The 23,862-nt window shown below is 62.2% G+C and carries 4 protein-coding genes, 2 tRNA genes, 3 rRNA genes and 1 pseudogene; all 10 read left to right on the forward strand.

Features of this window, described 5'->3' with window-relative positions:
• Nucleotides 1-5: 5 nt before the first annotated feature.
• Nucleotides 6-6,452, forward strand: a complete 6,447-nt coding sequence (locus QXZ85_RS17840; protein WP_316174563.1) for a non-ribosomal peptide synthetase — start codon at nucleotides 6-8, stop codon at nucleotides 6,450-6,452.
• On the forward strand, nucleotides 6,449-12,475 hold the full coding sequence (locus QXZ85_RS17845) for a non-ribosomal peptide synthetase (RefSeq protein ID WP_316174565.1): 6,027 nt from the start codon (nucleotides 6,449-6,451) through the stop codon (nucleotides 12,473-12,475). Before QXZ85_RS17840 ends, QXZ85_RS17845 begins: the two co-directional genes overlap by 4 nt.
• Before the next feature lie 95 nt (nucleotides 12,476-12,570).
• The gene (locus QXZ85_RS17850; RefSeq protein WP_315767761.1) at nucleotides 12,571-13,941 is read left to right on the forward strand and encodes an MATE family efflux transporter; all 1,371 of its coding nucleotides are present in this window, start codon (nucleotides 12,571-12,573) and stop codon (nucleotides 13,939-13,941) included.
• Between the two features lie 590 nt (nucleotides 13,942-14,531).
• Nucleotides 14,532-16,020: ribosomal RNA gene (locus QXZ85_RS17855) — 16S ribosomal RNA — on the forward strand.
• 219 nt (nucleotides 16,021-16,239) lie between these two features.
• Nucleotides 16,240-16,316, forward strand: a tRNA-Ile gene (locus tag QXZ85_RS17860).
• A gap of 37 nt (nucleotides 16,317-16,353) precedes the next feature.
• Nucleotides 16,354-16,429: transfer RNA gene (locus QXZ85_RS17865), tRNA-Ala, on the forward strand.
• 436 nt (nucleotides 16,430-16,865) lie between these two features.
• Nucleotides 16,866-19,707: ribosomal RNA gene (locus QXZ85_RS17870) — 23S ribosomal RNA — on the forward strand.
• 78 nt (nucleotides 19,708-19,785) lie between these two features.
• Nucleotides 19,786-19,900, forward strand: a 5S ribosomal RNA gene (gene rrf, locus QXZ85_RS17875).
• The 16S, 23S and 5S rRNA genes sit together here with 2 tRNA genes alongside, the layout of an rRNA operon.
• 468 nt (nucleotides 19,901-20,368) lie before the next feature.
• Nucleotides 20,369-22,374 (forward strand): annotated as a pseudogene (locus tag QXZ85_RS17880) (cbb3-type cytochrome c oxidase subunit I).
• A 456-nt stretch (nucleotides 22,375-22,830) separates the two neighbouring features.
• The gene (locus tag QXZ85_RS17885) at nucleotides 22,831-23,847 is read left to right on the forward strand and encodes an MBL fold metallo-hydrolase (protein ID WP_316174566.1); all 1,017 of its coding nucleotides are present in this window, start codon (nucleotides 22,831-22,833) and stop codon (nucleotides 23,845-23,847) included.
• The last annotated feature ends 15 nt before the right edge of the window (nucleotides 23,848-23,862 follow it).

Consider the following 23,862-nt stretch of genomic DNA (forward strand, 5'->3'; position numbering starts at 1 on the left):
GATCGATGAACATGCATACGAGCAAGACCAAGGGACAGCCCAGGATCGGTCAGCAGCAACTCGATCGCCTCATCGCCTCAGTCGGCGGCCCACGGCAGGTCGAGGACATCTATCCGTTGTCGCCGATGCAGCAGGGCATGCTGTTCCATAGCCTCTACGAGCCCGACTCCGCGCTCTACGTGATCTCGCTGGCCTGTCGGCTGGAGGGAGCGCTCGATGTCGATGCCTTCGAGCAGGCCTGGCAACTGGCGGTGGCGCGTCATGCCGTGCTGCGGAGCGCCTTTGTCGGCCAGGATCTGGCAATACAGCTACAGGTCGTCTTGCGCAGGGCTGTGCTGCCTTTCGCGCGCGAGGATTGGCGAGGCTTGCCTGCTGCTGAGCAGGAGACTCGGTTCACGGAGCTGCAGCAGGCCGAGAGGGCCCGCAACTTCGATTTCGACCGCCCGCCGCTGATGCGGCTCTGCTTGATCCGAACCGGTGAGCGCGCTTACGGCCTGCTCTGGAACAGCCATCACATCCTGTTCGATGGCTGGTCGATGCCGCTGCTGCTCGATGACGTCTTTGCTGCCTACGTCGCTCTGAGCCGGCGTGAGGCGCCGCAGCTGATTCCGGTGCGTCCGTTCCGTGACTACATCGCCTGGCTGCAGCGCCAGGACATGCCGGCGGCGGAAGCCTATTGGCGGCAGCGTCTCGCAGGCTTCGACACGCCGACCTCCTTGCTCCTGGCGCGACCCCAGCCTGACGCCACGCGAAGCGAGCGTTATGCCGAGCATAGCCACGTGATCGGGACGGAGTTGACCACGCTCGAGAGCTTCGCACGCCATCACAAATTGACCATCAACACGCTGGTGCAGGGAGCCTGGGCTCTGCTGCTTGGCCGCTACTGCGACAGGGATGACGTGGTATTCGGCGTCACGGTATCAGGACGCCCAGCTGATATACCGGACGTCGAGCGCACAGTCGGCCTGTTCGTCAACACGCTGCCGCTGCGTATCGCACTGCCGCGTCATCACCATGTGCTGGATTGGCTGCGCGAGGTCCAGGCGCGCCAGACGGAGTTGCTGGAACATCAATATAGCCCGCTGTCCCTGGTCCAGCGCTGGAGCGAGGTGTCGGATGGCACACCGCTGTTCGAGAGCATTGTCGCATTCGAGAACTATCCGACGCAACTATCCGCGGTGACCGCTCTCACGCGGACCTTGCGGATCAGGAGTGTCACCACGTCCGAGCGGACCAACTATCCGCTGACCCTGCAGGTCATCGGCGAACAGTCGCTGCTGGTCAAGCTGATCTATGATGCCGAGCGGTTCGAGGCGTCGGCGATCGAACGGCTGATCGGTCATTTTGAGCAGATTCTGGATCAGATCATCGTCGATCCGGCGCGGCCGCTGTCGGCGATGTCATTACTGAGCGAGGACGAGCAGCGCCAGGTCGTGACGGAGTTCAACCCAGCGCCGGCGAGCTATTCGACAGCTGTGCTGCACGAGCTGTTTGCTGCGCAGGCTGCGCGGACGCCGGACGCGGTTGCGCTCAGCTTCGAAAGCGAGACGCTGACTTACGGTGAACTCGATCGTCGCGCCAATCAGCTAGGGCATCACCTGCAGGAACTCGGCGTCGGTCCCGAGGTCGTCGTCGGCCTTTATCTCGAGCGCTCGATCGACGCTGTGGTCGGCCTGCTCGGCATCCTCAAGGCGGGCGGCGCCTATCTACCGCTCGACCCGAGCTACCCGGCCGAGCGGCTCGCCTACATGCTTGATGATGCCAGGGCGCGGATCCTGCTCACCCAGCAAGGCCGCGGCGATCGCCTGCCTGCGAATGACGCCATCGTGGTGCAACTCGACCGCGACTGGCCAGATATCGCGCGCCATCCTGAGACGGCGCCGGCAAGCAACTGCGCGTCCGACAACCTCGCTTATGTCATCTACACGTCAGGTTCTACCGGCAAGCCCAAGGGCACGCTCATTCCCCATGATCGTGTCACCAGGTTGTTGGCTGCCACGGATGCCTGGTTCAGCTTCGGCCCAGAGGACGTCTGGACCTTGTTTCATTCGCTCGCCTTCGATTTTTCTGTCTGGGAGGTGTGGGGTGCGCTGCTCAAGGGCGGCAGGCTGGTGGTGGTGCCCTACTGGATCAGCCGGTCGCCCGATCTGTTTCATGAGCTTTTGGCGCGCGAAGGCGTCACGGTCCTCAATCAGACGCCGTCGGCCTTCGCCGGGCTGATCCGGGCCGATCGCGATGCGGCCCGGGAGCTGGCGCTCCGCTTTGTGATCTTCGGTGGCGAGGCGCTGAATTTTGCCGAGCTTGCGCCTTGGTTCGAGCGGCATGGCGACACGCAGCCACAACTCATCAATATGTACGGCATCACCGAGACCACGGTCCATGTGACCTGGCGGCCCGTCAGGCGGGCGGATGTCGAGGCCGCCGCGAGCGCGATTGGCTGCCCGATTCCCGATCTGCAGACCTACGTTCTCGACCGGGGGCTCGAACCTGCGCCGATCGGGGTTGCGGGCGAGCTTTATGTTGGCGGCGCAGGCCTTGCCCGCGGCTACCTCGGCCGGCCCGGCCTGACGGCCGAGCGCTTCGTGCCAAGCCCGTTTGCATCGGGTGAGCGGCTCTACCGTACCGGCGACCTGGTGCGTTGGAGGGCGAACGGTCAGCTCGATTATCTCGGCCGCATTGACCATCAGGTGAAGATCCGCGGTTTCCGTATCGAGCTCGGCGAGATCGAGGCAGCGATGCTGGCGCAGCCCGGGGTCGAGCGAGCAGCCGTGGTGGTACGCGACGGCACTGCCGGCAAGCAACTTGTCGCCTATGTGGTGCCGTCTCGGGATGTCGCCCTCGATGTGAGTGAGGTGCGCGCTCGACTGCAGCAATCCCTTCCGGACTACATGGTGCCTTCGACTGTGATGCGGCTCGATCGTTTGCCGCTGACCTCGAACGGCAAGCTCGATTACAATGCGCTGCCGGCGCCGGATCGGCACGGAGAGGATGACTACATTGCGCCCCGCAACGCGGCTGAACTGACATTGGCGGCTATCTTCGCCGATGTTCTCGGTGTTGATCGCGTTGGCGTCAATGACGATTTCTTCGCGCTCGGGGGACATTCACTGCTTGCGACCCAAGTGGTGGCCCGTGCACAGCAGGAACTCGCAGTCCAAGTCCCTTTGCGCACGTTGTTCGAGTCGCCCACGGTCGCAGGCTTGGCCGAGCGGCTGCAGCTCGCGCCAGCGCCATCAGCGCCACTGTTGTTGCCGGTACCGCGCGATGCGCCGTTGCTGTTGTCGCATGGTCAGGAGCGGCTTTGGTTTGTGGAGCAGCTTGGGCTTGCGGGCGGGACCTACAACATCTCGGCGGCGGTGCGGCTGGTGGGCCGGCTTGATGGCGCGGCACTGTCGGCGGCTTTGAGCGAGGTGGTTCGACGGCACGAGGTGTTGCGGACGCGGTTCGAGCCGCAGGGTGAGAGCGCGGTGCAGCGGATCGATCCGCCCTGGCAGGTCGAGCTGGAGCCGGTTGTGGTCTCCGCGGAGGAGGCGCGGCAGCGGGCGGAGCGCATCATGCAGCAGCCGTTCGACCTGGCCCGTGACCGGCTGTTGCGGGCGGCGCTGCTGCAGCTGGCGCCCGAGGACCACGTGCTGGTGCTGTCGATGCATCACGTGGTGTCGGACGGCTGGTCGATGGGGGTGCTGGTCGGGGAGGTGGAGCAGCTATATGCGGCCTTTGCGGCGGGACGTTCCTCGCCATTGCCAGCCCTGCCGATCCAATATGCCGACTATGCAGTGTGGCAGCGGCGCTGGTTGGCGGAAGAGACGCTGCAGCGGCAGCTTGGCTATTGGACGCAGCAGCTGTCCGGCGCACCGGCCGGGCTGGAGCTTGCAACCGACCGGCCGCGGCCGGCGGTGCCGAGCTTCCGCGGCGCTTTGCATCGCTTCACGATCGACGAGAGGCGCACCGTGGCGCTGTCGCAGCTGGCGCGTGCGGAGGGCGCGACCCTGTTCATGGTGCTGCTGGCGGCGTTCGACGTCGTGCTGGCGCGCTGGAGCGGCCAGGACGATGTGGTGGTGGGGACGCCGATCGCAGGACGGACACGGGCCGAGACGGAGAACCTGATCGGCTTCTTCGTCAACATGCTGGCGCTGCGCACCGATCTTGCGGGTGCGCCGTCGTTCCGCCAACTGCTGCGGCGGGTGAAGGCGACCGCGCTCGATGCCTATGCGCATCAGGACCTGCCGTTCGAGAAGCTGGTGGAGGCGCTGCATCCGGTTCGCGACCTGAGCCGGGAGCCGATCTTCCAGGTGGTGTTCGCGCTGCAGAACATGCCGCAGCGGGCAGGGCGGATGGCGGGCCTTTCCATCGAACCGTTCGCGACCGGAACGGTGGCGGCCAAGTTCGATCTGGAGCTGTCGCTGGCGGAAGCCGATGGCGCGCTACAGGGCTCGCTGGTCTATGCCGCCGATTTGTTCGAGGACAGCACGATCGCACGGCTGGTGGAGCACTTCATGCGGGTGCTGGACGGGATCGTGGCGGAGCCCGACCGACCATTGTCTGCGCTCGATCTGCTGAGCGAGGCCGAGCGGCGGCGGCTGATCGTGGACTGGAACGACACCGCGGCGAGCTACCCGCAGGATGTCTGCCTGCACGAGCTGTTCGCCGCGCATGCGGAACGCCGGCCGGATGCGGTTGCGGCGATCTGGGAAGATGACGAGCTTTGCTATGGCGAGCTCGATCGCTGCGCCAACCAGCTGGCGCATCATCTGCGCGGGCTGGGCGTCGGCCCCGACGTGATCGTCGGGCTGTGTGTGGAGCGCTCGCTGGACATGGTGGTGGGGGTGCTCGGCATCCTCAAGGCGGGCGGGGCCTATCTGCCGCTCGACCCGCGCTATCCGGCCGAGCGGCTGGCCTACATGCTGGATGATGCCAAGGTTGAGGTGCTGCTGACGCAGGAGGCGCTGCTGCAGCGCCTGCCGGCGAGCGATGCGATCGTGGTGCGGCTCGATGTCGATGGACAGGCGATTGCCGCGCATCCCGAGACGGCGCCGATGAGCGGTGTCGATGCCGATCATCTGGCCTATGTGATCTACACCTCGGGCTCGACCGGCAAGCCGAAGGGGGTGATGATCAGCCATCGCGGCATCATGAACCTTGCCGACGCGCAGCTGGCACGGCTGCCGCTGGAGGAGAGCGACCGCATCCTGCAGTTCGCCTCGATCAGCTTCGATGCGGCGGTGTGGGACCTGGTGATGAGCTGGCGGGTCGGGGCGGCGCTGGTGCTGGCGGCCCAGCACGAGCTGATGCCGGGCGAGCCGTTGCGCGAGCTGCTGCTGCGGCAGCGCATCAGCACGGTGCTGCTGCCGCCGGCGGCGCTGGCCGCCTTGCCTGTCGCCGAGTTCAAGGATCTGAAGACGCTGCTCGTCGGCGGCGAGGCCTGCTCGGCGGAGCTGTTGCGGCCATGGCTGGCGGGGCGGCAGGTATTCAACGCCTATGGTCCGACCGAAGCCAGCGTGTGCACCACCATGTTCCGCTGCGACGGCGCTGGCCGGCCGCCGATCGGCCGTCCGTTGCCGAACACCAGGAGCTATGTGCTGGACCGGCGACTGCAGCCGGTGCCGGTCGGGGTGGCCGGCGAGCTCCATATCGGCGGCATCGGTGTCGCGCGCGGCTATCTGCGGCGGCCGGGGCTGACGGCGGAGCGCTTCCTGCCGAACCCGTTCACGCCCGGCGAGCGGCTGTACCGCACCGGAGACCTGGTGCGCTGGCGCGCCGATGGCGAACTGGAGTTCTTGGGGCGGCTGGATACTCAGGTGAAGCTGCGTGGCTTCCGCATCGAGCTCGGCGAGATCGAGGCGGCGCTGTTGGCGCAGCCCGGCGTGACGCAGGCTGCAGCTGTCATACGCGAGGATGGCGCCGGCAAGCGGCTGGTGGCCTATGTGGTGGCGGATCCGGAAGCCTCGGCCGACATCAGCGAGCTGCGCCGCCAGCTGCAACAGGGGCTGCCGGACTACATGGTGCCGTCGGCGATCGTGCGGCTGGACCGGCTGCCGTTGACCCCGAACGGCAAGTTCGACCGCAACGCGTTGCCGGCGCCCGACCGCAATCGCGGGGCCGGCGAGCAGCCGCCGCGCAATCCGGTCGAGACCGTGCTGGCCGGCCTGTTCGCCGAGGTCCTCGGCCTCGACCGCGTCGGCATCAATGACAACTTCTTCGAGCTCGGAGGCCATTCGCTGCTGGCGATGCAGCTCATCGGCCAGGTGCGGGCCACGCTTGGAATTGAGCTGCCTGTCCGTGTGATCTTCACGGGACCCACGGTGGCTGACATTGCGCTGCATGTTGAAGAGGCGCTCGCCGGCGATATCGAGTCGATGACAGCCGAAGAGCTCAAGATCGCCTTGCAGGATCTGGACGATGTCAGCGCCAAGCGCGACCAATCCGAGGCCGTGATCGGGAGCATGGGATGACCAACATTGCATCGTTGCGGCGTGAACTGCTGCAGCGGCGAATGGCCGCCGCTGCCGAAGGACGGCGTGTCGTTCGGGATATCCCGTGCGCTCCGCGCGATGCGCCGTTGCTGTTGTCGCATGGTCAGGAGCGGCTTTGGTTTGTGGAGCAGCTTGGGCTTGCGGGCGGGACCTACAACATCTCGGCGGCGGTGCGGCTGGTGGGCCGGCTTGATGGCGCGGCACTGTCGGCGGCTTTGAGCGAGGTGGTTCGACGGCACGAGGTGTTGCGGACGCGGTTCGAGCCGCAGGGTGAGAGCGCGGTGCAGCGGATCGATCCGCCCTGGCAGGTCGAGCTGGAGCCGGTTGTGGTCTCCGCGGAGGAGGCGCGGCAGCGGGCGGAGCGCATCATGCAGCAGCCGTTCGACCTGGCCCGTGACCGGCTGTTGCGGGCGGCGCTGCTGCAGCTGGCGCCCGAGGACCACGTGCTGGTGCTGTCGATGCATCACGTGGTGTCGGACGGCTGGTCGATGGGGGTGCTGGTCGGGGAGGTGGAGCAGCTATATGCGGCCTTTGCGGCGGGACGTTCCTCGCCATTGCCAGCCCTGCCGATCCAATATGCCGACTATGCAGTGTGGCAGCGGCGCTGGTTGGCGGAAGAGACGCTGCAGCGGCAGCTTGGCTATTGGACGCAGCAGCTGTCCGGCGCACCGGCCGGGCTGGAGCTTGCAACCGACCGGCCGCGGCCGGCGGTGCCGAGCTTCCGCGGCGCTTTGCATCGCTTCACGATCGACGAGAGGCGCACCGTGGCGCTGTCGCAGCTGGCGCGTGCGGAGGGCGCGACCCTGTTCATGGTGCTGCTGGCGGCGTTCGACGTCGTGCTGGCGCGCTGGAGCGGCCAGGACGATGTGGTGGTGGGGACGCCGATCGCAGGACGGACACGGGCCGAGACGGAGAACCTGATCGGCTTCTTCGTCAACATGCTGGCGCTGCGCACCGATCTTGCGGGTGCGCCGTCGTTCCGCCAACTGCTGCGGCGGGTGAAGGCGACCGCGCTCGATGCCTATGCGCATCAGGACCTGCCGTTCGAGAAGCTGGTGGAGGCGCTGCATCCGGTTCGCGACCTGAGCCGGGAGCCGATCTTCCAGGTGGTGTTCGCGCTGCAGAACATGCCGCAGCGGGCAGGGCGGATGGCGGGCCTTTCCATCGAACCGTTCGCGACCGGAACGGTGGCGGCCAAGTTCGATCTGGAGCTGTCGCTGGCGGAAGCCGATGGCGCGCTACAGGGCTCGCTGGTCTATGCCGCCGATTTGTTCGAGGACAGCACGATCGCACGGCTGGTGGAGCACTTCATGCGGGTGCTGGACGGGATCGTGGCGGAGCCCGACCGACCATTGTCTGCGCTCGATCTGCTGAGCGAGGCCGAGCGGCGGCGGCTGATCGTGGACTGGAACGACACCGCGGCGAGCTACCCGCAGGATGTCTGCCTGCACGAGCTGTTCGCCGCGCATGCGGAACGCCGGCCGGATGCGGTTGCGGCGATCTGGGAAGATGACGAGCTTTGCTATGGCGAGCTCGATCGCTGCGCCAACCAGCTGGCGCATCATCTGCGCGGGCTGGGCGTCGGCCCCGACGTGATCGTCGGGCTGTGTGTGGAGCGCTCGCTGGACATGGTGGTGGGGGTGCTCGGCATCCTCAAGGCGGGCGGGGCCTATCTGCCGCTCGACCCGCGCTATCCGGCCGAGCGGCTGGCCTACATGCTGGATGATGCCAAGGTTGAGGTGCTGCTGACGCAGGAGGCGCTGCTGCAGCGCCTGCCGGCGAGCGATGCGATCGTGGTGCGGCTCGATGTCGATGGACAGGCGATTGCCGCGCATCCCGAGACGGCGCCGATGAGCGGTGTCGATGCCGATCATCTGGCCTATGTGATCTACACCTCGGGCTCGACCGGCAAGCCGAAGGGGGTGATGATCAGCCATCGCGGCATCATGAACCTTGCCGACGCGCAGCTGGCACGGCTGCCGCTGGAGGAGAGCGACCGCATCCTGCAGTTCGCCTCGATCAGCTTCGATGCGGCGGTGTGGGACCTGGTGATGAGCTGGCGGGTCGGGGCGGCGCTGGTGCTGGCGGCCCAGCACGAGCTGATGCCGGGCGAGCCGTTGCGCGAGCTGCTGCTGCGGCAGCGCATCAGCACGGTGCTGCTGCCGCCGGCGGCGCTGGCCGCCTTGCCTGTCGCCGAGTTCAAGGATCTGAAGACGCTGCTCGTCGGCGGCGAGGCCTGCTCGGCGGAGCTGTTGCGGCCATGGCTGGCGGGGCGGCAGGTATTCAACGCCTATGGTCCGACCGAAGCCAGCGTGTGCACCACCATGTTCCGCTGCGACGGCGCTGGCCGGCCGCCGATCGGCCGTCCGTTGCCGAACACCAGGAGCTATGTGCTGGACCGGCGACTGCAGCCGGTGCCGGTCGGGGTGGCCGGCGAGCTCCATATCGGCGGCATCGGTGTCGCGCGCGGCTATCTGCGGCGGCCGGGGCTGACGGCGGAGCGCTTCCTGCCGAACCCGTTCACGCCCGGCGAGCGGCTGTACCGCACCGGAGACCTGGTGCGCTGGCGCGCCGATGGCGAACTGGAGTTCTTGGGGCGGCTGGATACTCAGGTGAAGCTGCGTGGCTTCCGCATCGAGCTCGGCGAGATCGAGGCGGCGCTGTTGGCGCAGCCCGGCGTGACGCAGGCTGCAGCTGTCATACGCGAGGATGGCGCCGGCAAGCGGCTGGTGGCCTATGTGGTGGCGGATCCGGAAGCCTCGGCCGACATCAGCGAGCTGCGCCGCCAGCTGCAACAGGGGCTGCCGGACTACATGGTGCCGTCGGCGATCGTGCGGCTGGACCGGCTGCCGTTGACCCCGAACGGCAAGTTCGACCGCAACGCGTTGCCGGCGCCCGACCGCAATCGCGGGGCCGGCGAGCAGCCGCCGCGCAATCCGGTCGAGACCGTGCTGGCCGGCCTGTTCGCCGAGGTCCTCGGCCTCGACCGCGTCGGCATCAATGACAACTTCTTCGAGCTCGGAGGCGACTCGATCCAATCCATGCAACTCGTCTCGCGTGCGCGCGCCAGCGGTGTGACGATCACGCCGCGGCAGATCTTTCAATACCAGACCGTCGCGACACTGGCCCAGGTCGCGGATCGATCGCAAATTGTCGTCGATGTCGATAGCGCGCCGGACCGTGCACCTTTGACTCCGATTCAGCGCTGGTTCTTCGAACAGCCGGGACCGATCAACCACTTCAACCAGTCTGTCCTGCTTGAAGTGCCGGCTGATATCAAACAGGCTCACCTCGAGCGCGCGCTCGCATCGCTCCTGATCCATCACGATGCGCTGCGCAGCCGATTTGTCCGAGAGGAGGCCGGCTGGCGGCAGCAGCTTTTGCCGGTTGATGAGGTCTCCGTCACGCTCTCACATTTCGATTTTGCGGAGCTCGCCCCCGCCGCGCGAATATCTCAGCTGGAAATTGCAGCGACCGCGCTTCAGCAAGGTCTCGACCCCAGCGCCGGCCGGCTGGTTGTTGCCGCCTGGTTCGATTTCGGTGCCGAGGCCCCCGGCAGGCTTCTGTTCATCATCCACCATCTCGTCGTCGACGGCGTGTCCTGGCGCATCCTGATCGAGGATTTCATGGCCGGCTACGATCAGCTCGAACGCCGCGAGACGATCACTCTTGCCAACAAAACCACTTCGTTCGGGACATGGGCCACACGAATTTCAAGCCATGCGCACTCGGCGGAAGTATTGGACGAACTCGATTTTTGGACCGCCACCTGTCGGGATGCGCCGGAATTTCCGACCGACCACGCCGTTGATTTCAGCTTTGCAACCTATGGTGAAACCGAAGGTCTGACGACAGGATTGTCTGCTGAAGACACTGAAGCGCTGCTCACGATCGTGCCGAAGGCCTATCATACTCGTATCAACGACGCTCTGCTCGCAGCGCTCGCCGTCGCACTGACCGATTGGCGTGCGGCCCGAGGCGAGACCGAGACCGCGACGCTTGTCGATCTTGAGGGCCACGGTCGTGAAGACATGGTTGCGGCCGTAGATCTGTCGCGGACCGTCGGTTGGTTCACCACCATGTTTCCGGTTCGGCTCGATGCGGGACAACTGGACGTTGCCGATTTCAGGGATGGCGGCTTGGCGGCAGGCATCGCGCTCAGGCGCATCAAGGAGCATCTTCGCCGGGTACCCCAAGGTGGCATCGGCTGGGGATTGTTGCGCTATCTCAACGACGAGACCGTGGACGTCTTGCGATCGCTGCCACGAGCCGCGATCAGCTTCAACTATCTCGGACGCTTCGATGAAACCACGGAGCAAGGCTGGCGTCTCGCGGGCGAGAGTTCGGGCGTTCAGATCGCACCGGAGCGGGGCAGGGACCATCTGCTCGAGGTGGTGGCGCTCATCAGTGGCGCCAGGCTGAAGCTCGAGTGGCGCTGGTGGCCGGCGGCGCATGATCGGGCCTCGATCGACGATCTGGCCGAGCGCTTCACGGCAGCCTTGCGCGGGGTGATCCGCCACTGCGCTGCACGCCCGTTAGGGCAATTTACACCGTCCGATTTCTCGTTGGTTCGCCTCGACGAGGCGCGGCTTGCTGCCCTGCAGCAGCACTATCCCGATATCGAAGACATCTGGCCGCTCGGGCCGATGCAGCGGATCATGCTGGCGCACGCCCGGCGGTCACCGGATAGCGTAGCTTATCACGAGCAGATCTGGCTGCATCTGGAAGGCGAGCTCGATTGTGCTGCGTTAGAGGCAGCATGGTACGAATTGGCGGCTCGGCATCCTGCGTTGCGCGTCGCCTTTCCGGACGACGAGGGGGAGCCATTGCAGGTCGTGCGGCGGAACGCAAAGCCGCGCTGGTCCGCCACTGACAATTCGGTGGCCGCGGCTGACATTGCCGAGCAGCATCTGCAGGAGTTTCTCTCCGAGGATCGAAAGCAGGGGCTCGATCTTGCTGCGGGAGACGTGCTGCGTGCGAGCCTTCTGCGCCACGCGTCCACACAGCACACCCTGGTTCTGAGCTTTCACCATCTGCTCCTCGATGGTTGGTCGATTGCGCCTCTGTTGCGGGAGTTCATGGACCTCTATCTCGCCGCGCGCGGAGTTCGCTCGGCCATGCCTGTACCCAGATCGTTTCGCGACTATCTCGCCTGGCTCGTCTCCGCCGATCAAATCGCTAGCCGTGCGTTCTGGCTCGACCGCCTGGAAGGTGCAGCCTTGCCCTATCGGTTGAATTTGCCGCCAGGTGATCCAACAGCTCCGGCCGATGCATGCGCGGAGCATCGCGCGATACTCTTGGAGCGGTTGACCGCACGGCTCCAGGCCACAGCCCAAACTCAGCACCTGACAATGAATACCCTTGTTCAGGGCGCGTGGATTTTGGCTCTCGTGCGTCAAGCAAACAAGAACGAGATCGTGTTCGGCATGACGACCGCTGTCCGCCCCGGCGAATTGCCCGGCGTCGAGCAGATCCTGGGATTGTGCACCAACATCCTGCCGCGGCGTATTCATATAGATCCGGGAATGCTCGTGACGGATTGGCTGACGGATTTGCAGGTTCGGCAGGCCGAGGAACAGGTGTACGACCGAAGTCTGTTGAGCGACATTCAACATTGGGTCGGTGTGCCGTCGGACCAGGCTCTGTTCGAATCGGTCGTTGTCTTTGAGAACTATCCGACCGGGAGTTCGCTTGCGAGCAGCACAGCTGTGCCGCCGGCTGAAGTCAGGGTCACCGCGACCGGCAGCTTCGAAGCGGGCATTGATTTTCCATTATGCCTCGTGATTGCACCGGCCGCGCGGCTGGGCTTCCGGCTGGTCTTCAGCCCGCATCGCTTTGATGCGACGGCGATGAAATGTTTGTTGGACGATGTGGTTGAACTGCTGATGGCGATCGCCGCCGATCCCAAGTTGCCTCTTGCGATGTTTCGGCGAGACGTTCCAGCGCTCGGCGCAAGGCAAAGCCAACGAACCGCGCGGGTCGATCCGGTTACACAGCTATGACGCCGAGCAGCACGCGCGGCGCGCCGAGCACCGCCTTGCCGAACGCTGCGGCCACCCGGACGGAAGCAGCGTCGGTTGAAGATCGGTCGGCAGCAGTGCGACTGACGGCAGCCGAGCGGTCCAACTCGACCGGCGAGGCGCCGCTATGGCGGGAGATGGTGCGGTTTGCGATCCCGCAGACTGCAAGTGCGGCGCTGCAATTGCTGTCCGGCACGATCACGGCCATCTATTTCGGCCAACTCCTTGGGCCATCGGCGCTGGCCGTTGCGTCCGCATTCTTTCCGATCTTCTTTCTCCTCGTCTCCTTTCTGATCGGGCTGATTTCCGGTGGCGTCGTGCTGGTCGCGCGGGCCCATGGGGCAGGGGACATTCTTCAAGTCAAAAGCGCCGCTGGAACGACGCTTTCTGTCTGCGCCTTGCTCAGCGTTGCCGTCGCGATCGTTGGCTATCGCATCTCTCCGGAGTTGCTCGAGATCATGGCCACGCCGCAAGACATCATGACCTCCGCCATCGACTATGCGCGCGTGACCTTCATCTCGTTGCCTGCGGTGACGTTGGTCTTTGCGTATATGTTTCTTTTGCGCGGCACGAGTGACGTGCAAACACCGCTTCTGGTTATGGTCATCTACATCGGTATCACGCTGGTGCTGACGCCGGCCATGATCCAGGGGTGGTGCGGACTGCCGCAGCTTGGCGTGACGAGTGCTCCATGGGCGAGCTTCATCGCCTGCGCCATATCGCTGCCGTGCCTCATCGTCTATCTGCGCGTGCGGCGGCATCCTATGGCTGTCGACCGGGAGTTCCTGCGTCGGCTTCGTATCGATTCCAAGATCGCTGCGCCGTTTTTCGGAATCGGCGTGCCCGGCGGGATCCAGACCGCGGTGACCTCGCTGTCGGAAGTGGCGATGGTCGCACTGATCAACCCGTTCGGATCGAGCGCGACTGCGGCTTATGGCGCCGTCAATCAGGTGGTCGGATATCTGCTCGTGCCCATGCAGGCGTTCGGGCTCGCCGCGACAGTTTTTGCTGCACAGGCGATCGGTGCAGGCAAGCCCGACCGCCTGGGAAAGGTCACGCGGATCGCAATCACGCTCGACCTGGCCGTAGGAATTTCGACGGTGATCGCGCTCGGCGTGTTTTCGCGGGCGGTTCTATCGTGGTTCGTGGTCGATCCCGCAACATTGGCGATTGCCGAGCGCGCGCTGCTGATCTCGCTGTGGAGCTATGTGCTCGCGGGTGTCAGCGAGGTTCTTGCCGGCGTCATGCGCTCGACCGGAACGGTCGTCTGGCCAACAGTGATTGCATTGGCCGGGATCTGGCTGGTGCAATTGCCGGCTGCCGATCTGCTGTCGCGTTGGGTTGGGCTGGAGGGCGTCTGGATGGGGTATCCGGCGGGCTTCACTGCGGCGCTCGTCGTGCAACTGGCGTACTACGGATTGATCTGGCGGGGACGAAGTCGCGGGTAAGGGCGGGGCGCATGCCTTCGCTTCAGCAGTTTTCTCAGTCGGAACATGCGGCGATGACCAGGACGCGTTTGCGAGATTGAGCCGCCTTGTGCATTGCGCGCGCTGCGCGATGCGGGGTTATCCAGAAATATTCACAGGCGTCGCAAAAAGTTCTTGTGTCGAATGCGGCATCGCACTATCACCCCGCCACGCCAGCCGGACATCACTGATGACTGAGGCCTGAACTTTCGGGACGAAGTTATTTTCTGGTTGGCCCTTGACGATCTCGGAAAATAAGCTATGTGAAGCGCCCCGGCTTTCGGGACTTCCTCGCTACCGAAATAATCGAGGTTGAAGCTCTTCGCAGCCTTTATGGCTTCGAAGCGCAGGCTGTTTGACAAGTGAAGATGAAGAAAGAGAAACGTGGACGGCGGAGTCCTTGCGGGTCTTGGGGTTGAGAGCTTCGGCTTTTGGTTCTGAGATCGGACGAGAAGACTTCGGCGGACAATGTTTCAAAGGTAACACCATGATCATTTGCGCTGTGAAGCGTGGGTGATTGATAGGTGGGACCTCGTCAAACGTTGTGATCAGCCGGTTCAAAGCTTCAAGTTCAACTTGAGAGTTTGATCCTGGCTCAGAGCGAACGCTGGCGGCAGGCTTAACACATGCAAGTCGAGCGGGCGTAGCAATACGTCAGCGGCAGACGGGTGAGTAACGCGTGGGAACGTACCTTTTGGTTCGGAACAACACAGGGAAACTTGTGCTAATACCGGATAAGCCCTTACGGGGAAAGATTTATCGCCGAAAGATCGGCCCGCGTCTGATTAGCTAGTTGGTGGGGTAAAGGCCCACCAAGGCGACGATCAGTAGCTGGTCTGAGAGGATGATCAGCCACATTGGGACTGAGACACGGCCCAAACTCCTACGGGAGGCAGCAGTGGGGAATATTGGACAATGGGCGCAAGCCTGATCCAGCCATGCCGCGTGAGTGATGAAGGCCCTAGGGTTGTAAAGCTCTTTTGTGCGGGAAGATAATGACGGTACCGCAAGAATAAGCCCCGGCTAACTTCGTGCCAGCAGCCGCGGTAATACGAAGGGGGCTAGCGTTGCTCGGAATCACTGGGCGTAAAGGGTGCGTAGGCGGGTCTTTAAGTCAGGGGTGAAATCCTGGAGCTCAACTCCAGAACTGCCTTTGATACTGAAGATCTTGAGTTCGGGAGAGGTGAGTGGAACTGCGAGTGTAGAGGTGAAATTCGTAGATATTCGCAAGAACACCAGTGGCGAAGGCGGCTCACTGGCCCGATACTGACGCTGAGGCACGAAAGCGTGGGGAGCAAACAGGATTAGATACCCTGGTAGTCCACGCCGTAAACGATGAATGCCAGCCGTTGGTGGGTTTACTCACCAGTGGCGCAGCTAACGCTTTAAGCATTCCGCCTGGGGAGTACGGTCGCAAGATTAAAACTCAAAGGAATTGACGGGGGCCCGCACAAGCGGTGGAGCATGTGGTTTAATTCGACGCAACGCGCAGAACCTTACCAGCCCTTGACATGTCTGGGACCGGTCGCAGAGATGTGACCTTCTCTTCGGAGCCCGGAACACAGGTGCTGCATGGCTGTCGTCAGCTCGTGTCGTGAGATGTTGGGTTAAGTCCCGCAACGAGCGCAACCCCCGTCCTTAGTTGCTACCATTTAGTTGAGCACTCTAAGGAGACTGCCGGTGATAAGCCGCGAGGAAGGTGGGGATGACGTCAAGTCCTCATGGCCCTTACGGGCTGGGCTACACACGTGCTACAATGGCGGTGACAGTGGGAAGCTAAGGGGCAACCCTTCGCAAATCTCAAAAAGCCGTCTCAGTTCGGATTGGGCTCTGCAACTCGAGCCCATGAAGTTGGAATCGCTAGTAATCGTGGATCAGCACGCCACGGTGAATACGTTCCCGGGCCTTGTACACACCGCCCGTCACACCATGGGAGTTGGCTTTACCTGAAGGCGGTGCGCTAACCAGCAATGGAGGCAGCCGACCACGGTAGGGTCAGCGACTGGGGTGAAGTCGTAACAAGGTAGCCGTAGGGGAACCTGCGGCTGGATCACCTCCTTTCTAAGGATGATCCTTCAGTGAACATCACGTTCACTATCGGATCGTTTTAGAAACATTCAGGGGCCATCACGATCGCCAGATCCTGATGAGCTCCATTGGCGGGATTTCGCCGTCTTCGTTTCTCTTTCTTCGCGGACGAACACGCGCCAGGGGCTGAGCGCAACGATCGGGCGCGACAGCGCCGTGGATCGCGGCACCGCAAGCCTCGTTAAGCGTTAAGGGCTTGTAGCTCAGTTGGTTAGAGCGCGCGCTTGATAAGCGTGAGGTCGGAAGTTCAAGTCTTCCCAGGCCCACCACTTTTCTGGCGCAGCATGGCATTCGTCTTCTGGTTACGGGGCCATAGCTCAGCTGGGAGAGCGCGTGCTTTGCAAGCATGAGGTCGTCGGTTCGATCCCGTCTGGCTCCACCAGATGGTTTGATTGCCGGTCGGCAGCTTGAGAGAGCGCAGGTTCGACATCGTCCGCGAGACACCAATTCGCATCTCATTGTCCTCACTAGGACTTGAGGCTGCGTGTTATCTGACATCGTGAAGAGGAGATCGATCCGAGTTGGGATCGTGCAGGCTGAGGGCATTCACTCGAGCAATCGAGCGGGAGCTTTCGGCATCAAACTGTGCGTGACCTTCACTATCTCCGGGCCGTTTCGGCGCAAGACGGAAGCTGTGAAGCTTTCGTGTTGTTGTAAACGGCTCTGTTAGCGAAGCTTGACCGCCTCGCTATCGGTTCGATCTTAAGAAGCAAGCTGGTCTTTCTAAATCAGTGTCCGCGCCGCCTTGACGCCTGTCCTTCGGGAGAGGTGAGGGCGGTGAACATTCTGCCGAGTGTGTGGACATTGATGATGAGAGCAATCAAGTGCCTTAAGGGTGTTCGGTGGATGCCTTGGCGCTGAGAGGCGATGAAGGACGTGCTACGCTGCGATAAGCCGTGGGGAGCTGCGAAGAAGCTTTGATCCGCGGATTTCCGAATGGGGAAACCCACCTTCGATAGCCGGAACTCCAAGACCTTGGTTTTGGAGTTTGATCAGATACTGAGAGAATTCGAGGCCGTGAGGTCTTGGATTTCCGGTTATCAAGAGAAGGTATGAGACTTCTGAATACATAGGAGGTTTCAAGCGAACCCAGGGAACTGAAACATCTAAGTACCTGGAGGAAAGGACATCAACCGAGACTCCGCTAGTAGTGGCGAGCGAACGCGGACCAGGCCAGTCATGAATGAACGACAACCAGAACCTGTCAGGAAAGCAGGGCCTCAGAGGGTGATAGCCCCGTATGGGTAATTCAATCATTCATGCTCGAGTAAGGCGGGACACGTGCAATCCTGTCTGAACATGGGGGGACCACCCTCCAAGCCTAAGTACTCCTCAGCGACCGATAGTGAACCAGTACCGTGAGGGAAAGGTGAAAAGCACCCCGACGAGGGGAGTGAAATAGACCTGAAACCGGACACCTACAAACAGACGGAGCCCAAGATGCGTTCTGGGTGACGTCGTACCTTTTGTATTATGGGCCAGCGACTTAATTTAACGAGCAAGCTTAAGCCGATAGGCGTAGGCGCAGCGAAAGCGAGTCTGAATAGGGCGCCAAGTTCGTTGTATTAGACCCGAAACCTAGTGATCTAGCCATGAGCAGGTTGAAGGTGAGGTAACACTCACTGGAGGACCGAACGGGTGCCTGTTGAAAAAGGCTCCGATGACTTGTGGTTAGGGGTGAAAGGCCAATCAAACTGGGAAATAGCTGGTTCTCCGCGAAAGATATTTAGGTATCGCCTCGGACGAATACCTCAGGGGGTAGAGCACTGGATGGGCTAGGGGGACTTACCGTCTTACCAAACCCAACCAAACTCCGAATACCTGAGAGTACTATCCGGGAGTCACACGGCGGGTGCTAACGTCCGTCGTGGAGAGGGAAACAACCCTGACCTACAGCTAAGGCCCCCAATTCGTGGCTAAGTGGGAAAGGATGTGGAAATCCCAAAACAACCAGGAGGTTGGCTTAGAAGCAGCCATCCTTTAAAGAAAGCGTAACAGCTCACTGGTCTAAATAAGGGTTTCTGCGCCGAAGATGTAACGGGGCTCAAGCCACGAGCCGAAGCTTAGGGTGCATCGCAAGATGCGCGGTAGCGGAGCGTTCTGTAAGCCTGCGAAGGGCGACTCGTGAGAGCGCCTGGAGGTATCAGAAGTGCGAATGCTGGCATGAGTAACGACAAACACTGTGAAAGACAGTGTCGCCGAAAGTCCAAGGGTTCCTGCGTAAAGTTAATCTTCGCAGGGTTAGCCGGTCCCTAAGGCGAGGCCGAAAGGCGTAGTCGATGGGAATGCAGTGAATATTCTGCAGCCAGTGGATGGTGACGAATCCCGTGTGTTGTCCGACCTTAACGGATTGGTCGGGCCTCGAAGGGGTTCCAGGAAATAGCCTCCACATCAGACCGTACCCGAAACCGACACAGGTGGACTGGTAGAGTATACCAAGGCGCTTGAGAGAACTATGTTGAAGGAACTCGGCAATTTACCTCCGTAACTTCGGGATAAGGAGGCCCATTGCATGCGCAAGCATGCAGTGGGGGCACAGACCAGGGGGTGGCAACTGTTTAACAAAAACACAGGGCTCTGCGAAATCGTAAGATGACGTATAGGGTCTGACGCCTGCCCGGTGCCGGAAGGTTAAGAGGAGAGGTGCAAGCCTTGAATCGAAGCCCCGGTAAACGGCGGCCGTAACTATAACGGTCCTAAGGTAGCGAAATTCCTTGTCGGGTAAGTTCCGACCTGCACGAATGGCGTAATGACTTCCCCGCTGTCTCCAACATAGACTCAGTGAAATTGAATTCCCCGTGAAGATGCGGGGTTCCTGCGGTCAGACGGAAAGACCCCGTGCACCTTTACTGTAGCTTTGCGCTGGTATTCGTGACTGTTTGTGTAGAATAGGTGGTAGGCTTTGAAGCTCGGGCGCCAGCTCGGGTGGAGCCGCAATGTGAAATACCACCCTAATGGTTATGGATATCTAACCGCATCCCGTCATCCGGGATCGGGACAGCGCATGGTGGGCAGTTTGACTGGGGCGGTCGCCTCCCAAAGAGTAACGGAGGCGTGCGAAGGTAGGCTCAGAACGGTCGGAAATCGTTCGTCGAGTATAATGGCAAAAGCCTGCCTGACTGCGAGATCTACGAATCGAGCAGAGACGAAAGTCGGTCATAGTGATCCGGTGGTCCCGCGTGGATGGGCCATCGCTCAACGGATAAAAGGTACGCCGGGGATAACAGGCTGATGACGCCCAAGAGTCCATATCGACGGCGTCGTTTGGCACCTCGATGTCGGCTCATCACATCCTGGGGCTGGAGAAGGTCCCAAGGGTTCGGCTGTTCGCCGATTAAAGTGGTACGTGAGCTGGGTTCAGAACGTCGTGAGACAGTTCGGTCCCTATCTGCCGTGGGTGTTGGAATGTTGAGAGGATTTGCCCCTAGTACGAGAGGACCGGGGTGAACGTACCTCTGGTGGAGCTGTTGTCGCGCCAGCGGCAGTGCAGCATAGCTATGTACGGACGGGATAACCGCTGAAGGCATCTAAGCGGGAAACCCACCTCAAAACGAGCATTCCCTTGAGAACCGTGGAAGACGACCACGTTGATAGGCCGGATGTGGAAGTGCAGTAATGCATGCAGCTTACCGGTACTAATCGTTCGATCGGCTTGATTGCTCTCATTGTCAGTGTCCATTTGGACCTCGATCGCATCGCGATCGAACAGCTTGCTTCTTACCCGTTGTCCTTCGCCGGCCTGGTGGTCTTAGCGAGGAGCCTGAACCCGATCCCATCCCGAACTCGGCCGTTAAACTCCTCAGCGCCAATGGTACTAAGGCTCAAGCCTTGGGAGAGTAGGTCGCCGCCAGGCCTGCAAAGGACAATCCAACACCTCTTCACAAACCCCACATCAAAACCGCCGCGAAGGAAACCCCTCCGCGGCGGTTTCGTTTTGGCAATTTGTCAAATGGACTCGGATGAGTAATCGGTGCTTCGGATTCCGAACATTCGCTCGCAGCAGCCTTCATCCGATTCGTTTGCGGCCTTGCCGGCCCAGACGCGGTGATGCGGATGGTGGCCGCGGCGGGCAGTGCCAAGCAGCGAGCGCGCTCGGCCCCGGTCGATAAAGTCGATAAAGCGGAAGTTGACCGGCGCGCAGCCGCCATAAGGTCGCCTCATCCGGGTGACGCGTCTCGCGAAACTCTCTGGAACCGAATCGGTTCTTTTCCGTATTCAACGGGCAATGTAGACGCGTGGCCCTTTATCCGGGCACGCGCCAATGGAACCGGCCGGCTACCGAGCGATTCCGGATCGGCAGCCGCACACGTCGGAGCGACCGATGCTTGGCAAGCTCACCTGGTCGGCAATTCCATTCGATCAACCGATTCCCCTGGTCGCCGCCGGCGTGGTGCTTGCCGTGATTCTCGGCGTTCTGCTGTGGGTGCTGATCAAGGGCTACATTCCCTATCTCTGGCGGGAGTGGATCACCAGCGTCGATCACAAGCGGATCGGCATCATGTATGTGCTGCTCGCCTTCGTGATGCTGCTGCGGGGCGGAACCGACGCCGTCATGATGCGCTTGCAGCAGGCGATCGCGTTTCACTCCAACGGCTATCTGCCGCCGGAACATTACGACCAGATCTTTTCCGCCCACGGCACGATCATGATCTTCTTCGTGGCGATGCCGTTCGTGATCGGGCTCATGAACCTCGTCGTCCCGCTGCAGCTCGGGGTCCGTGACGTTGCATTCCCCACCTTGAACTCGGTAGGCTTCTGGTTGACTGCGACCGGTGCGCTCCTGGTCAATCTCTCACTCGTCGTCGGCGAATTCGCGCGCACCGGGTGGCTGCCGTTCCCGCCCTTGTCGGAGCTGACCTATTCGCCCGGCGTGGGCGTCGATTATTACCTGTGGGCGCTGGAGATTTCCAGCTCGCAGCCGTTGCAGGAGCCGGCATCGACCTCGTGACCACCATTCTCAAGCTCCGCACCAGAGGCATGAGCTACCTGCGGATGCCGATGTTCTGCTGGACCACGCTCGCGTCGAATCTCCTGATCGTGGCGGCGTTTCCGATCCTGACAGTGACGCTGACCATGCTGATCCTGGACCGCTATTTCGGCTTCCATTTTTTCACCAATGAAGCCGGCGGCAACGTCATGATGTTCATGAACCTGATCTGGGCCTGGGGCCATCCCGAGGTCTATATCCTGGTGCTGCCGGCGTTCGGCATCTATTCGGAAATCGTGCCGACCTTTTCCGGCAAGTCGTTATTCGGCTATCGTTCGATGGTGTTGGCCACCATGGCGATCTGCATCGTCTCGTTCATGGTCTGGCTGCATCACTTCTTCACGATGGGGGCGGGGCCGGAGGTGAACGCCATCTTCGGCATTGCCAGCATGGTGATTGCGGTCCCGACCGGCGTGAAGATCTATAATTGGCTGTTCACGATGTATGGCGGTCGTGTCCGCTATTCGACACCGATGCTGTGGTCGGTCGGCTTCATGGTGACGTTCCTGTTCGGCGGGCTCACGGGCGTGCTCTTGGCGATGCCGCCGGCGGATTTCCTGCTGCACAACAGCCTGTTCCTGGTGGCGCATTTCCACAATGTCATCATCGGTGGCGTCCTGTTCGGGGCGTTTGCCGGCATGACCTACTGGTTTCCGAAGGCCTTCGGTTTCCGCCTCCATGAGGGATGGGGCAAAGCGGCGTTCTGGTTCACCCTTGCCGGGTTCTATGCGACCTTCGTGCCGCTCTATGCGGTCGGGATTCTCGGGATGACGCGTCGCATGCAGCACTACGATGTCGCCGAATGGCGGCCATGGATGCTGGCTGCCGGTGCTGGAATGGTGCTCCTCGTCATCGGAGTCGTCCTGCAGATCCTGCAGCTTGTCTTCAGCATCCGTGATCGCGAACTGCTACGCGATCGGACTGGCGATCCCTGGGACGGACGTTCGTTGGAATGGGCGACGTCCTCGCCGCCGCCCGCGTTCAATTTCGCCGTCCTGCCCAATGTGACCGGGCTCGACGCCTATTGGACGATCAAGGAAAAGGCCACGGCCGAGCAGCTTCGCGAGAAGGAGCCGCGGGAATACGAGGACATCGAGATGCCCCGCAATTCACCGACCGGATTCGTCTGTGCCTTCTTCGCGACCGTAATGGGGTTTGCGCTGATCTGGCACATCTGGTGGATGGTTGCGCTGGGCGCCGTCGGTGCGTTTGCGACCTTCGTCGTCTTCGCCTGGCGCGATCGCGACGAGTATGTCATCCCCGCTGCCGAGGTGGCGCGGATCGACCGTGCGATCATTGCGTCGCGCCGCGGGCTCGTCACGGCAGCGGGCGACATCTGATGCTGAAGGGCGGAATTGCGAAGTGGGCCGTGGCTTGGACCGGGCGGCCGAGGTCGGACGGCTGGTCGGATCAGGTCTGCCTTCGATGGCCAGCCGCGCGGCCCGATTATGGAATCGCCGCGCGGGATCGCTTTACATTTTGCAGACTCGAAAAGCAGCAAGGTTTTGAGGCGCTCAGCGCCTCATCGTTCCGTTCGATCACTTCCATCGGGCTGATTCAACATGGTCGCTCTGAGCAGCCCGAATAGCCGACGCGGCCATCTGCATCCGCACACGTGATGCTGTGCATCGGCACGCTCCGCCAGGGCTCGCATTGGCTGGCGACGGCTGTTGAAGGAGAGTGGTATACAGATCGTTCAGAGAGTTGAACGCCCGTATCGTCACCGTGCCATAGATTTGACGGCGGGCTCAACCATCGGGCAGCTCCCATGAGCAGGTCACTATGAGCAGGTCACCATGAGCTGGTTGGTCCAGTCGCGTCTGATCAATGATGTATTCGGCGATCCCGGCCTCTACGTCGATTTTCGCTTTGGCCGTCGCGCGATGCTGTTCGATCTCGGCGACCTCGGTCCGTTGTCGGCGCGGGAGTTGTTGCGGGTGAGCGACGTCTTCGTCAGCCACCGTCACCTGGACCATTTCTGCGGCTTCGACCGGTTGCTGCGAGTGCGTCTCAACCATGAAGGAGTTCTTCGTATCGTCGGGCCGGCAGGCCTGATCGATGGCATCGCCGCCAAGCTCGCCGCTTATGAATGGAATCTGCTCGGGGAGAATTCGCCCGATTTCTCGATCGTCGCGGCTGAGTTCGTCGAAGACCGTCTGACGCGATCGGTCACGTTCAGGGCGCGTGACGCATTCGAAGCTCGGCCGCTGGGTCTCACCCCATTGCCCGAGGGCGTCGTGTTCGACGATGGCGAGGTGCGGATCGAGTCGCGGATGCTGGAGCACAGCCTTCCTTGCCTGGGATTCGCGTTGCAGGAAGCCCTGCGTGTCAACGTCTGGACTGAGGGGGTGAATGCACTGGGGCTGCAGGTTGGGCCCTGGCTCAATCGCGCCAAGAGTGCTGCGCGGCGAGGTGAGGGCGATGAGACGCTGATCGATGTCGGCAATGGTCGCGTCGAACTGCTCGGCCGATTACGTCGGCATGTGCTCAAGAGCGGGCCGGGACAGCGCATCGCCTATGTCACCGATGCTGCCTTCACGCCGGCGAATGTCGAGAACGTCCTTATGCTTGCGAAGGAGGCCGATCACCTCTTCATCGAGAGCGCGTTCGCGGGAGCTGACGAGGACATCGCCCGTCAGCGCCGGCACCTGACCGCAACGCAAGCCGGCGAGCTCGCGCGCAAGGCGTGCGCGAGGCGGCTCACGACCTTCCATTATTCGCCGCGCTATCTTGAGGAGCCGGAGCGCCTGCGGCAGGAGGCGGAGGCGGCATTCCACGGCGATGTCCTCGCACAGGAGCCGACCAGCCCGTAGCGCTGGGTATCGGCG

The sequence above is a fragment of the Bradyrhizobium sp. SZCCHNGR1005 genome (assembly GCF_032489995.1).
In the GTDB taxonomy this organism is placed as follows: Bacteria; Pseudomonadota; Alphaproteobacteria; order Rhizobiales; family Xanthobacteraceae; genus Bradyrhizobium.